Source organism: Arthrobacter sp. MYb221 (assembly GCF_002979835.1).
Taxonomy (GTDB): domain Bacteria; phylum Actinomycetota; class Actinomycetes; order Actinomycetales; family Micrococcaceae; genus Glutamicibacter.
Genome location: NZ_PCPW01000001.1, coordinates 139,813 through 153,294, shown reverse-complemented (window position 1 = coordinate 153,294; position 13,482 = coordinate 139,813). Strand labels below are relative to the sequence as shown.

General features: G+C 62.6%; 12 protein-coding genes. 4 read left to right on the top strand and 8 right to left on the bottom strand.

Going from position 1 to position 13,482, the window contains the following annotated elements; translation table 11 throughout:
* Positions 1-42: 42 nt before the first annotated feature.
* A complete protein-coding gene (gene leuA / locus CQ015_RS00740) occupies positions 43-1,782 on the bottom strand; it encodes a 2-isopropylmalate synthase (protein ID WP_096284708.1) in 1,740 nt (579 codons plus the stop codon).
* Positions 1,783-2,125: 343 nt separating this feature from the next.
* Here leuA and CQ015_RS00735 point away from each other — a divergent pair, with 343 nt between their 5' ends.
* From CQ015_RS00735 to CQ015_RS00725, 3 genes are all read left to right on the top strand, one after another.
* Positions 2,126-3,298, top strand: coding sequence for an FAD-dependent oxidoreductase (locus tag CQ015_RS00735; protein WP_105552130.1), 1,173 nt, complete (start codon positions 2,126-2,128; stop codon positions 3,296-3,298).
* A 92-nt stretch (positions 3,299-3,390) separates the two neighbouring features.
* A complete protein-coding gene (locus CQ015_RS00730; RefSeq protein ID WP_258133443.1) occupies positions 3,391-3,966 on the top strand; it encodes a DUF4396 domain-containing protein in 576 nt (191 codons plus the stop codon).
* Between the two features lie 39 nt (positions 3,967-4,005).
* A complete protein-coding gene (locus tag CQ015_RS00725; protein WP_105552131.1) occupies positions 4,006-4,824 on the top strand; it encodes a type II CAAX endopeptidase family protein in 819 nt (272 codons plus the stop codon).
* Positions 4,825-4,990: 166 nt separating this feature from the next.
* On the opposite strand, the gene CQ015_RS00720 is transcribed toward CQ015_RS00725, so the two are convergent.
* From CQ015_RS00720 to CQ015_RS00700, 5 genes are all read right to left on the bottom strand, one after another.
* Complete coding sequence (locus CQ015_RS00720; protein WP_096284714.1) at positions 4,991-6,226, bottom strand: serine hydrolase; 1,236 nt, start codon at positions 6,224-6,226, stop codon at positions 4,991-4,993.
* A 286-nt stretch (positions 6,227-6,512) separates the two neighbouring features.
* Positions 6,513-7,475: a GTPase Era gene (gene era, locus CQ015_RS00715; RefSeq protein ID WP_096284716.1), complete on the bottom strand. Its 963-nt coding sequence runs from the start codon at positions 7,473-7,475 to the stop codon at positions 6,513-6,515.
* A complete protein-coding gene (locus CQ015_RS00710) occupies positions 7,465-8,757 on the bottom strand; it encodes a hemolysin family protein (protein ID WP_096284718.1) in 1,293 nt (430 codons plus the stop codon). Before CQ015_RS00710 ends, era begins: the two co-directional genes overlap by 11 nt.
* A 3-nt stretch (positions 8,758-8,760) precedes the next feature.
* On the bottom strand, positions 8,761-9,234 hold the full coding sequence (gene ybeY / locus CQ015_RS00705; RefSeq protein WP_096284720.1) for an rRNA maturation RNase YbeY: 474 nt from the start codon (positions 9,232-9,234) through the stop codon (positions 8,761-8,763).
* Positions 9,231-10,259 (bottom strand): PhoH family protein, encoded by a 1,029-nt coding sequence (locus CQ015_RS00700; protein WP_096284722.1) that lies wholly within the window; start codon positions 10,257-10,259, stop codon positions 9,231-9,233. The genes ybeY and CQ015_RS00700 overlap by 4 nt, the downstream gene beginning before the upstream one ends.
* 398 nt (positions 10,260-10,657) lie before the next feature.
* Here CQ015_RS00700 and CQ015_RS00695 point away from each other — a divergent pair, with 398 nt between their 5' ends.
* A complete protein-coding gene (locus CQ015_RS00695; protein ID WP_105552132.1) occupies positions 10,658-11,470 on the top strand; it encodes a GerMN domain-containing protein in 813 nt (270 codons plus the stop codon).
* Positions 11,471-11,551: 81 nt separating this feature from the next.
* Here CQ015_RS00695 and CQ015_RS00690 read toward each other — a convergent pair whose 3' ends face one another.
* Together CQ015_RS00690 and dnaJ are read right to left on the bottom strand one after the other, a co-directional pair.
* The gene (locus CQ015_RS00690) at positions 11,552-12,325 is read right to left on the bottom strand and encodes a 16S rRNA (uracil(1498)-N(3))-methyltransferase (RefSeq protein WP_105552133.1); all 774 of its coding nucleotides are present in this window, start codon (positions 12,323-12,325) and stop codon (positions 11,552-11,554) included.
* A gap of 2 nt (positions 12,326-12,327) precedes the next feature.
* On the bottom strand, positions 12,328-13,452 hold the full coding sequence (gene dnaJ / locus CQ015_RS00685; RefSeq protein WP_096284728.1) for a molecular chaperone DnaJ: 1,125 nt from the start codon (positions 13,450-13,452) through the stop codon (positions 12,328-12,330).
* Between the last annotated feature and the right edge of the window lie 30 nt (positions 13,453-13,482).

Below are 13,482 nucleotides of genomic sequence, written 5' to 3'. Positions count from 1 at the left end.
CAACCGAAGTTGTGCCCCGTGGCGTTCAGCATCTTCCAGCGGTTAGGCGGCGTCGCGGATTGCCCGGTTGACTGCCGAAATGACCGCCTTCAGCGCGGCGATGTTGGTGTTGGTGTCCAAACCGATCCCCCAGAGGATGCGATCTCCCACCGCGCATTCGACGAATGCCGCGGCGCGGGCGTTGCCGCCTTCGCTCATGGCGTGTTCGCTGTAGTCCAGCACGCGCAGGTCCACTCCGTCGTCGTTGAGCAGCTTCACCAAGGCCGACAGCGGACCGTTGCCCTGGGCGCTGCGCTCGTGGGCCACGCCGTCGACGATCAGCTTGACGTCCAGCTGGAAGCTGCCGTCTTCGGCGGAGGCCGCGGTCGCCGAGGCGATCTCGTAGTAGCCCCAGGCATTCAGCCCGGAGTCCTCGCTGACCGGCAGGTACTCATCCTGGAATACGTTCCAGATGGTGGACGAGGAAACCTCGCCGCCTTCGGTTTCGGTCTTCTTCTGGATAACCCCGGAGAACTCGATCTGCGCACGGCGTGGCAGATCCAAGTTGTAGTCGTTCTTCAGCAGGTAGGCCACTCCGCCCTTGCCGGACTGCGAATTCACGCGGATCACCGCTTCGTAGGAGCGGCCGATGTCCTTCGGATCGATCGGCAGGTACGGAACCGCCCAAACCATATCGTTCAGTTCCTTGCCGGCAGCCGAGGCCTTGACCTCCATGGCTTCCAGGCCCTTCTTGATCGCGTCCTGGTGCGATCCGGAGAAGGCGGTGAAGACCAGGTCGCCGCCGTACGGGCTGCGTTCTGCCACTGGCAGCTGGTTGCAGTACTCGACGGTGCGGCGGATGTGGTCCATGTCCGAGAAGTCGATCTGCGGGTCGATGCCCTGGCCGAACATGTTCATGCCCAAGGTCACCAGGTCGACGTTGCCGGTGCGTTCGCCATTGCCGAACAGGCAGCCTTCGATGCGGTCCGCGCCGGCCAGGTAGCCCAGCTCGGCAGCGGCTACTCCGGTGCCGCGGTCGTTGTGCGGGTGCAGCGAGAGGATGATCGAATCGCGGTTTGCCAGGTTGCGGTGCATCCACTCGATGGAGTCCGCATAGACGTTGGGGGTGGCCATTTCGACGGTGGCCGGCAGGTTCAAGATCATCTTGTTTTCCGGAGTCGCCTCCAGCACCTCGGCCACGGCCTCGGAAATGCGCTTGGCGAAGGCCAGCTCGGTGCCGGTGTAGGACTCTGGCGAGTACTCGTAGGTGATCTTGGTGCCGGTCAGCTGTTCTTCGTACTTCTTGCACATCCGCGCGCCCTGCACCGCGATGTCCACGATGCCGTCCTCGTCCTGGCGGAAGACGACTTCGCGCTGCAGCACCGAGGTGGAGTTGTACAGGTGGACGATGGCCTGCTTGGCGCCTTCCAGCGCTTCATAGGTGCGCTCGATCAGGTGCTCGCGGGACTGCGTGAGCACCTGGATGGTCACGTCATCGGGGATGCCGCGCTCGATGAGCTGGCGGACGAAGTCGAAGTCGGTCTGCGAGGCGGAAGGGAAGCCCACCTCGATTTCCTTGAAGCCCATTTCCACCAGCAGGTCGAACATCTTGTGCTTGCGCTCGGGGCTCATCGGGTCGATCAGTGCCTGGTTGCCATCACGCAGGTCAACCGCGCACCAGCGCGGGGCGGTGGTGATGTACTTATCTGGCCAGGTGCGATCGGGCAGGTTGACTTCGATCTGGTCCTGGAAGGGAACATACTTGTGGATTGGCATGTTCGAAGATTTTTGCATGTTCTGCATTTCGGTGTATCCCCTAGACAATGTTGGTGCTTAGTTGTGTGGGGCCAGACAAGAGCTACTCCGCGGCGAGAAGGTCGGCCGAATAGACCACTAACGGTCTCTTGGATCCTCGCAGCGGCAGATTAGAAGTAGAAGCTCGAAATGCACTTTTTGAGCATAACACCGCTTTGAACTGCGACGGGATTTGCTACTCAATTGTGTCAAATAGTGGACATCGGCCGGGGAAGCGATCTTCGGGATCGGCTCGATGGCCATGGACAGCTCGGGGCAAACGTGCGAACAATGGGATTTCTGGCCCGGTTGCACGCGGGCCCGGGCGGTGGAGCTGAGGGAAGGGCTACGGATGAAGGCGATCATCATCGGAGCGGGAATTGCCGGGCTTGTGGCGGCGCGCCAGCTCGGGTTGGCCGGCTGGCAGGTGCTGGTGCTTGAACGCTCTAAGAAGCCGCGCCCAGATGGCTACATGATGGACTTCTTCGGCCCCGGCCTGCGCGCCGCCGAACGCATCGGGCTCTACCCCTATCTGGCAGAGGTTGCCTACCGGGTGCAGGCCGCCGAATACGTTGACGCGAAGGGCCGGCGCACCGCAAGCCTGGATTACCAGAAGTTCTCGGACCTGGCAGGCGGGCGAGTGCTTACGCTCTTGCGCCCGGATATGGAAGGTGCGGCGCGCAAGGCCTTGCAGGATGTTCCCCCGGGCCGAGTTGGCATCCGCTACGGCGCGCGGGTTGAGCGGATCGAAACGACGGATGCTCGGGTACAGGTGCAGCTAGCGGGCCAGGAGCATCCGGAAATCGGGGAGCTCTTGGTGGGCGCCGACGGGATCCATTCAATGGTCCGGGCCGCGGTCTTCGGACCCGAAGAAGACTACCTGCGGCCCTTGGGGATGCGGGCGGCGGCCTTCATCGTTGAAGAGCCACAGCTGAATCGGGAGTTCAAGAACCGTTTGGTGCTCAGCGATACGGTCAACCGCACCGCCGGGATCTATGGTCTGCGTTCCACCGAGGTTGCCGCCTTCCTGGTGTATCGCCAACCGGAAGACACGACGCCCAGCGATCCCCGGCAGCGGCTGCGCAAGGCCTTCGCCGGAGTTGATGGACGGGTGGATCGGCTGCTTCGGCTATGCCCGGAGCATCCCTACGACGATGCCGTAGCGCAGGTGGTCATGCCCGGCTGGCACCGCGGTCCGGTGGTGCTGCTCGGAGATGCGGCGGCCGCGGTATCGCTGCTTGCCGGCCAGGGCGGCTCCATGGCCATTGCCGGCGCCGCAGCCCTCGGCGAGGCCTTGGCCGCAGTCACCGAGCCGGCGCAGCTGCCGAACGCGCTGGCCGGCTATGAACGGGCCATGCGTCCGGTCATCGCCACCGCGCAGGCCTCGGGGCGGCGTGCGGCGAATACCTTCCTGCCGAAGAACAAGCTGCAGCTGCTGGTGCGCCGTTGGATCGTTCGGGCAACCCATCTGCCCGGAGCAGACCGGCTGGTGGCCAAGCAGATCCTCAAGCGCATCGCCACATAGCGTGGGCACGTAGCCGGCCACGGCGCAGGCGGTATGATGCTGAACAACCGCGGAAGGCTAGCCGATTCCTGAAAGCACCCGGAAGGAGATCCATGGAACACGATACGAACGGTGGGCACGCCGGGCACGGCGCCGGGCATGACATGTCGTCGATGGCGGTGGGCGCAACGCTGCACTGCCTGACCGGTTGCGCCATCGGGGAAATCATCGGGCTGCTGGTGGGCACCGCGGCCGGATGGGCAAACCTGCCGACGGTGGCGCTGTCCATCTCGTTGGCCTTCCTCTTCGGCTACGCACTGTCGGCCATCCCGCTGGTGCGCGGCGGCATCGCCCTGTCCGCCGCCCTGGGCCTGGTGCTCGCCGCCGACACCCTGTCCATCCTGACGATGGAGATCGTGGACAACCTCGTCATGCTGCTCATTCCCGGAGCCATGGACTCCGGGGTCCTCAACCCCGTTTTCTGGGTTGCCATGGCCCTCGCCCTGACCGTCGCCTTCTTCGTCGCCTGGCCGGTGAACCGGGCCCAGCTGCGCCGCGGCAAAGGACACGCGGTAACCCACCAGGCACTGGGCGGAGGCGCGGGCATGGACAACCGGCCGCTGGCCATCGGCGTCGGCGCTTTTCTGCTCGGCGGCTTCGTCGCCTCGCTCGGCACGCTGCTGCACTGAACCCTTTTGCGCCGCGGGCGGAGGTGGCATGCTGGTGGTGTGAAGCTCACCCTAGATGATCCGCCCCGCACCGCGCTCAGCTGGAAATTGCTGCCGGCGGTACTGCTCTCGCTCTCCGGCGTGCTGCTCTTCGCCGTAGGAAATGACCCGGCGGGCTACACCACGCTCGTGCTCAGCGTGCTCACGGCAGCATTTATCGATCGCCAGCTCGCCCGCCACCTGGGACTGATCGCGGCGGGGCTGGCGATCATCAGCTTCGTTCCGCTCAATGCCGATTTGAGCATCGGGCACATGCTCCAGATGGGTGGTGCGCTCGGCATGGCCGTGCTGGTGCCCTGGCTGGTCTCACGGTTTGCCTACCGCGAGCAGATCATCAAATTTCCGGTGAACACCGGACGTAAATGGCCGTTGGCCGCCAAACTGTATCTGCTCGGCGTGGTAGCGCTGGGCTTCCTCATTTTACCGGTGTACCTGATCAGCACGGGGGTCTTCCAGAACTGGCCGGACGCCTCGGATCCCACCATCTTCTGGCGGCTCTTCCTCGGAGTGAACGCCGTGGGCATCTGGGATGAGCTGTTCTTCATCTGCACCACCTTCACGCTGCTGCGACGCCACTTCCCCGACTGGCTCGCCAATATCCTGCAGGCGGTGATCTTCTCTTCCTTCCTCTGGGAGATCGGCTACCAGGCTTGGGGTCCGCTTCTCACGTTCCCCTTCGCCCTGCTGCAGGGCTATACCTTCAAGCTGACCAAGTCGCTGACCTACGTCGTCTCGGTGCATTTGATCTTCGACTTCGTACTGTTCCTCGCGCTGGTGCACGCGCACAACCGTGACTGGCTGCCGATTTTCTTCTACTAGGTTCCGGGGCGCACGTGCAGTTTCAGGGCAGCGGGCCGGCCATAATCCGTGCCCTCGTCTTTGGCTGATGGCCGCCTTCGGCCAATTGCCCGATCCGCGCATGAGCGCTGCACTGCGGCATCGCGGCCGAATCGCTGGCCAACCTGGGATCCCGTATCCCGGGCAGCTAGTTGCCGGCTGGTGCCGCCGAGGCAGGTGGTGCGGTGTTGGCCTCCACCAATAGCGCCGCGGAGATAGCGTCGAAGGCGCGCAGCGTGCGGGAGAGCTTGGCAGGTCCCTGCGGGGTCGGCCAGCTGGAGAGCTTCACCGCCACCACCTCGGCGGGCCGGTTGATGTAGACCATCTGCCCGTGTATGCCCAGGCAGAGCACCACATCATTGCCGGGGTACGGGAACCACATCTGGTTCCGGTACATCCCGCCGGGCATGAGGTTGTCCACCGGGCCGTCGGCAAAGGCGTCGCGGGAGTCCGGGGCGCCGGCCAGCGTTTGGGCGATCCATTCTTTTGAGAGCACCCGTTCGCCGCTCGGCGCGAGTCCGTCGTTCAGGAAGAGCGAGCCGAAACGGGCCATATCGCGCATCGTGGCGTTGATCCCGCCGTCGAATATTCCGGTGCCGAACTGGTCGACGCCGATGGTGGCATCCGATTCGGCGCCGAGTTTGCTCCAGAGCAGCTCGCTCAGCAAGGTGGCCATGGGCTTCTTGGCCGCGGACTCGCAGATCCAGCCGAGCATGTCGGTCTCGCAAGATCGGTACTCGAAGACCCCGCCGTGGGCGGTCTTGCGCACCAGGGTTCTCAGGTACGGGTACATGCCGGTGGGCCCCGGGGCCTTGAGCGCAGACCATCCGATGGCCTGTCCGAGCATCCGCACCCCGGCGCTGGGGTCCAGGTAGTTCTCGGAGAAATCGATGCCGGAACGCATATCCAGCAACTGGCGCACCCTGGCCCCGGCATAGCCGTTCTCGGCTACCTCCGGCAGGTAATCGGTCAAGCGCGCGTCGGAGTCAAGCACTCCGGAATCGATCAGCGCTCCGGCCACCGCGCCGATCAGCGACTTGCTCATGGACATCAGCAGGTGCGGGGTGTCGGCCTTCATCTGGCCAAAGTACTGCTCGGCCAGCACCGTGCCGCGGTGCATGAACATCCACCCGTCGGTTTCGGTGGCGGCCATCACCGAGCCCACGCTCAGCGGCGCTTCTGAAGGGAATGCCGGGGCCAGCCTCACCGAGTCCAAGTCACGGTGTGCCGCGGGAAGCGGCGCCACCGTTCCTTCGCCCCGGGAGATCAGTGCCGTGGGCAAGAAGTCGGCCATATGTTGGAAGGACCAGCGCAAGTTCTTGGGAAGCCGCCAGTTGTTCATGTTCACTCCGGCGGGGGTGTGCTCCTGCTGTGTGCCGTCCATATGCGTTCCCTATCGATTGCTGCGCCATTGATTATCTGGACATTACCATCGAGTAATCTTTCCTCCCCCGTTCATTTTCGCGCCGTGCCGAGAACTACGGAATATGAAGCCGGGCCATGTGCCTCATTTCGAGCTCGGGTCTCGACCCGGTGCATCCAACTCGTGTCGCGGAGCGCCGAACCCGCTATCCCGCAGGGTCAGATCACTGGGGCCGGTTAAAAGCCAACCCCCGGACCGCCTCTCGAGGAGAGGCAATCCGGGGGTTGGGTAATCTACCGGGCTGAGCTTAGAAGCCCAAGCGGCCGAGCTGCTTCGGGTCACGCTGCCAGTCCTTGGCAACCTTCACGTGCAGGTCCAGGAAGACCTTGGTGCCCAGCAGCTTCTCGATGCCCTGACGGGCATTGGACCCTACCTCGCGCAGGCGTGAGCCGCCCTTGCCGATGATGATGGCCTTCTGGCTCGAGCGCTCCACGAAGAGCGAGACGTGGATGTCCACCAGCTGGTTGCCTTCGCTGCGGCCCTCGCGTGGGATCATCTCCTCGACGACCACCGCCAGGGAGTGCGGCAGCTCATCGTGCACGCCTTCCAAGGCGGCCTCGCGGATCAGTTCGGCGACCATCTTCAGCTCGGGTTCGTCGGTGAGCTCGCCATCCGGGTAGAGCGGCGGCCCCTTGGGCAGGTGCTGGACCAGTACGTTGGCAACCTCTTCGACCTGGAATTCCTTCACCGCGGACACCGGAATGATCGCTGCGAAGCCGTCTTCGCCGAAGCTCTCCACACCCAGTTCAGCGACGGACATCAATTGCGCGGCGAGCTGTTCGCGGTCGACCAGATCGGCCTTGGTCACCAGGGCGACGATCGGCTTGCGCTGCAGCTGGGCCAGCTGGGAGGCGATGAAACGGTCGCCGGGGCCGATCTTCTCATTGGCCGGCAAGCAGAAACCGATGGCATCGACCTCGGAAAGGGTCTGCGCGACGAGGTCGTTCAACCGCTGCCCCAAGAGGGTGCGCGGGCGGTGCAGGCCCGGGGTGTCGACCAGGATCAGCTGCGCGTCATCACGGTGCACGATCCCGCGGATGGTGTGCCGGGTGGTCTGCGGCTTGGCCGAGGTGATGGCCACCTTCTGGCCCACCAGCGCGTTGGTCAGCGTGGATTTGCCAGCATTCGGGCGCCCCACGAAGGAAGTGAAACCCGAACGGTAGTTCTCGGGCCAGCCGCTGGTGGCCAGCAATTTGTCTTTATCGCTCATCTGAGGATTCCTCGTCGTTCTCTTTATGATCGGATGCGTCCGTTTCCAGACGCTCTACATGGATTTTGCCGATGCGGTTGCGGCGGCCGGCCAGGGCCACCACGGTCAGGCGCAGACCGTAGACATCGGCGGTGGATCCGAGCACGGGCACGGATTCCAACGCCTTGGAGAGCAGGCCACCAACGGTGTCTACATCTTCATCATCGATGAACACATCAAAATGATCTGCGACGTCATCGATGGATACCGAGGCCATTGCGAAGAGCGAGCCATCGGGGTTTTCGATCAGCTCGGTGCGCGAGCGGTCATACTCGTCGTCGATCTCGCCGACGATCTCCTCGAGCAGGTCCTCCAGGGTGATCAGGCCCGCGGTGCCACCGTACTCGTCGATGACCACCGCCAGGTGAATTGCCTCTTGCTGCAGTTCCTGCAGGAGTTCTGCAGCGTTTTTCGACTCGGGGACGAAACGCACCGGACGGGAGAGATCCTCGAGGCGCTCGGCCTGCTGCAGGCCGTGGATCTCGGAGATCACATCCTTGAGGTAGATGATGCCCTGGATGTCATCGGTGTCTTCGCCGATCAGCGGGATCCTCGAATAGCCCGAAGCCATGAACAGTTCCAGCGCGCCGTTGATCGTATGTTCGCCGGTGAGCACCACCATGTCTGTGCGCGGCACCATGACCGCACGGACGTTGGTTTCCTCCAGATCCATCACCGAGGAGATCAATTCCGCGGACTCTTCGTCCAGGTCCTCTCCCTCGCTGGCACGGTCCACTATGTCGCGCAGGCGCTCCTTGCCGAGGTAGCCGTCTTCATCGTTTCCGGGCCCCGGGCTCATCGCGGTGCCGATGCTCGCCAGCCAGTTGGTGATCGGGCCGAGCAGCACCCGCAAGAGCCGGACCATCGGTGCGGTTGCGCGCACGACATTGCGCGCATTGGAGCGGCCATAGCGCCGCGGGGAGACACTGACCAGGACGAATCCGAGGGCCGCCATAACCATGGTCGCCACCAAGCCGACCATCCAGATATTATCAATCCAACGGGCCACCAGCAGCGCGACGGCCACCGCGGAGGCCGTCTCGAACCAGATACGCCAGAAGCGGATCGCCTGGGCGTGCGATTCGCTGTCGTCCAGGATATGGCTTATCGCTTTGGAATTCGACTCGATCCGCAACCGTTCGGCCGCATTGCGGGACAAGGCGTAAAAGGCGGAATCGGCGGCGGTGAGAATTGCGGCACTGGCCATGAAGGCCAACGCCACGACTAATAGGACTATGCCCACCGGCTATTCCACCGTTTCCTTCGGCGCCGGGCGCCCGGTGTAGCTCTCGAGCAGACGGCGCTGCAGACCGAACATTTCGGCCTTTTCGGCAGGCTCATCGTGGTCGAAGCCCATCAAATGCAGCATGCCGTGGGTGGTGAGCAGCAAGATCTCATCGTGGACCGGGTGCCCACCGGCCTTGGCCTGGGCCTCGGCGACGGTGGGGCAGATCACGATATCCCCGAGGATGCCGCTTTCCGACGGGGCCTTCTCCGACCCCGGACGCAACTCGTCCATCGGGAAGCTCATCACATCGGTGGGACCTTCCAGGTCCATCCACTCCACATGCAATTCGCTCATGGCCTCTTCGTCGATGAAGACGACGGAAACTTCCGTTTCCGGGTGAATGAACATCGCCTGGGTGATCGAGTCAGCGAGTTTCTGCACGTCCTGCAGATCCACTTCGTAGTCTGTTTCGTTATTTACTTCGACGCTCATGACTTGTGCCGTCCCCGGGATTGTGCTTTGCGCTGTTGGGTGTCCCAGCGATCGTACGCCGTGACGATATCTGCAATGAGGCGGTGGCGCACCACGTCGCCGGCATCCAGCCGGCACAGGGCGATGTCGTCGATACCCGCCAACACGTCGATCACCATGCGAAGCCCGGAGACCGAGTTACCGGGCAGATCCACCTGAGTGACATCGCCGGTGATGACCATCTTGGAGCCGAAGCCCAAACGAGTGAGGAACATTTTCATTTGTTCGCTGGTGGTGTTCTGCGCTTCGTCGAGAATCACGAAGGCATCGTTCAAGGTGCGCCCGCGCATGTACGCCAAGGGAGCGACCTCGATGGTGCCTGCCTCCAGCAACCGTGGAATGGTCTCCGGGTCGATCATGTCGTGCAGCGCATCATAGAGCGGACGCAGATAGGGATCGATTTTCTCCGTGAGGCTTCCGGGCAAAAAGCCCAGTTTCTCCCCGGCTTCTACGGCGGGACGAGTCAAGATGATGCGGCTGACTTCTTTCGCCTGCAAGGCTGCCACGGCCATAGCCATGGCCAGGAAAGTTTTGCCGGTACCGGCAGGACCCACGCCGAAGGTCACCGTGTTGTCTTCGATGGCGTCGACATAGCTTTTCTGATTCAGCGTTTTCGGCCGGATCGCGCGTCCCCGTCCGGAGAGAATCTTCAGCCCGAGGACGTCGGTGGGCGCATCGGCACCACCGGCGGAGAGCATCTTGATGATCTGCTCAATGGTGTCTGCGCTCATCCGGGAGCCGCGGCTGGCAAGTGCACGGGCCTCTTCGGTCACACGCTGAGCCTTGCGCACCTGCACGGGCTCGCCAACCAGGGTCAAGGAAGCGCCATTGGGGCGAAACTGCACCAGCGGGTAGGCGCCGGTCAGAATGCGCAACAATTCATCGCTTGGACCCAGCGTGGCAACCATGAGTTCGGGAGTGTCGAAGGTGATCGTCAATGACGCGGGGCCGGATTCGACCGGCATCTTGTTCTGTTCAACCTGCATGCAGTGCTTAGTGCCCCTTTGCTGAGCTTGGCAATGATTATTGTTCTTGTCCCCTACAGTCTATCTAGTTCAGCACGCTTAGGGGATAATTTCGCAGGTAGCTAGAGCACAAAAATCTGAAGTGATTCTAAAGCATCTGTGGTGGTAAAGGTATAGATTTGGTTACGAATCCTTCGTTAGACTCCTTTTTGGCGATCCCGGGCGCCATCATGTGCCAAACTATTTGAGCGCCAGAGCTGGTTTACAGCAAGGTGTCAAGTGAATAATCAACGGATTGGTAAGTAGTGCAAGGAAGAATTACGAGGTTGATCTCCAAGCGGGTAACCGTCACCGGAGTCTGTTTAACTCTCGTCGTAGCAGCTGGCTGCGGTCTTGCCTCGCGCGAAGAATCCCACGAAATGCCGATCAGTACTGCCGCGGGTACCGTGGGACTGCCTCCTGCCAACGATTCGGTGGAGCACCATTCCCCGATCGACAGGCTCCCGATCTACTGGCTTGAAAATATGGACCTCGGGGTTTTCCTCTACCGCGAGTACGCCACAAAAAACGCCACTGGCGAGCCGATCGGCGATTCAATCTCCTACCTGCTCAACGAAAAGCCGGCCAATGCCGAGTGGTACACGCATCTGAAGCCTTCGGGTGAAGTTGGCGTGTCCATGAACCAGGACAATGTGATCACCCTGGACCTACCGGAGAAGGTCTTCGGTGCAAAGCTTGATCGTGGCCTTTCCGAACGCACAATTCAGCAGCTGGTGTTCACCGCCACCGCCGCCGCGTCCAATGCAGGCCTCCTCGTTGGCTCGCTGCCACCGAAAGTGAGAATTCTGGTTGACGGCCGGGCCAACGCCACGGTCTTCGGCGACTTGCGACTGGCGGACTCCTACGACCGCGATGCCACATTCATGGCCCCGATTTGGATTATCGATCCGCAATACGGGTCGACCCGCAAGGCCGGTCAGATCCAGTTCAATGCTCGCGCCTCGAAGTTCAGCGACGGTATCTATTACAGCTTGGAGAGCAAGGACAAGTCGGGAAAGCTCACCGTGCTCACCGCCGAGGAGCCAATCCCGGAAGATACGGTCAATCCCGATGGCTCCTTTGATTTCACCAAGCAGCTGAGCGTAGGCGCCTACAAACTCACCTTCTGGGGCAGGGAATCCGGATCAGAAGAAAAGATCGCCTCGGTATCCAGCGAGTTCACCATTAAATAGGCTGCGAATATTCGCTACCAATTAAAAAGTTCCGCAGGCCGTCGGCCTGCGGAACTTCTTAATTTCTGAACCTTTCGGCGGCTACAGTTCTCCGAGCAGATGCCGAACCAGAACGAGGGCTGCCGGCCCGGCCGTCGAAGCGCGTAGCACGTGCTCGCCTAAGAGCGCGGCCTTGGCTCCAGCGCCGACAAACTGATCGAGCTCCGCGTCGCTGATCCCGCCTTCGGGGCCCACTACCAACGTCACCCCCGCATGTGCCGGGGCCGAATCGAGCCACGACCGGGTTTCCTCGGCCACCGAGCATTTAGCTGATTCATGCAGGATCAGAACCAGCTCGCCCTGGGCAGCAAGCTGCGCGATCTGTCCGGCCAGAGCCTTGGACCCGAGCGGTTCCAAGACCCTTGGTTCGAAGGCGCGGCGTGACTGCTTCTGTGCCGAACGCACCTGCGAACGCCATTTAGCTAAGGCCTTTTCGGTCTTCGGCCCATTCCAACGCACAATCGATCGATCGGCCTGCCAGGGGCGGACCGTGAAAATTCCCAGTTCCACCGCCGATTCCACGGCCTGTAGATCCCGGTCGCCCTTGGCCAGCGCCTGCACTAGGCCGACCGGGTGGACCGGCGGCGCTTCTTCGATGCGTTCCACCACGGTCACGCTGAGCAGGTCCTTGGCCGCGGCACTGACCTTGACTCGCAACCGGAGCCCGGTGCCGTCGAGCAAGTCCAGCTCTTCGCCGGGAGCCACACGCTTGACCGCAACCGCATGGTGGGCCTCGGGCCCGGTGAGCTCCAAACTGTCCCCCACCATGGCCTCAGCTGCTTGCTGAGCGTCGATCACGAAGCTGTGATTGCTCATGCTCAGCGTTGGTTCAACTTGTCACGCAGTCGCGAGAACATTCCACCGGACTGTTCGACGCGGCCGGCGGTCATCTCTTCGCCACGCAATGCCGCCAGCTGCTCGAGCAGCTCACGCTGTGCGGCGTCCAGCTTCGTCGGAGTCTCCACCTGCAGGTGCACCACGATGTCGCCACGCTTGCCACCGCGCAGGCGCGGCACACCCAGCCCTGGCAGAGTGATGGTGTCCCCGTCCTGGGCGCCCGATTCCACGGTGATCTGCTGTTCACCATCGAAGGTTTCCAGCTTCAGCTCGCAACCGAGGGCGGCGCCGGTCATTGGGATGGCCATCTTCGCGTGCAAGTCGGTCTGCGCGCGTTCGAAGACCTTGTGGCGGCGTACGTCGATTTCGACGAAGAGGTTTCCGTTCGGGCCGCCGCCGGGACCGGCTTCGCCCTGTCCGCGCAGCTGGATACGAGTGCCGGCGTCGACACCGGCCGGAATGTTCAGCGACTTCGAGACGTGCTCGCGCACGCGTCCCTCGCCATTGCATTCATTGCATGGATCCGGAATGGTCGTGCCAAAGCCACGGCAGGCCGGGCAAGTTTCCACGGTCATCATCTGGCCGAGGAAGGAACGCACCGGACGCTGGATCTGGCCCGCACCGCGGCAGGTTTCGCAGGTAACCGGGCTGGTGCCGGGCCGGCAGCAAGAGCCTTCACAGACCTTGCAGGTGACGGCCGTTTCCATCTCGAGCGGGTATACGGTGCCCTTGACCGCGTCGACCAAATCGATGGTGATGGTGATCAGCGCGTCGCGGCCGGCCTGCGTGCGCGAGGCCGGCCCTTGGGCTTGCCCGCCGCCGAAGAACTGTTCGAAGATGTCGCCGAAGCCACCGAAGTTCTGGCCTCCGCCGCCGAATCCCTGCTGGCCGTTGCCGTTCAGGTCGCCGGTGGCGTCGAAGTTGGCGCGCTTCTTTTCGTCGGAAAGGACTTCATAGGCTCGTGTGACGAGCTTGAACTGCTCGGCTGCCCCCTCGCCTGGGTTGACATCGGGGTGCAGCTTGCGCGCCAGCTTGCGGTAGGCGCTCTTGATTTCCTGCGGGGTCGCGTCCTGGGCAACACCCAGCGTCTCGTAATGCGAGCTCACGATATTCGCCGTGTCCTTTCGTAAAAATAT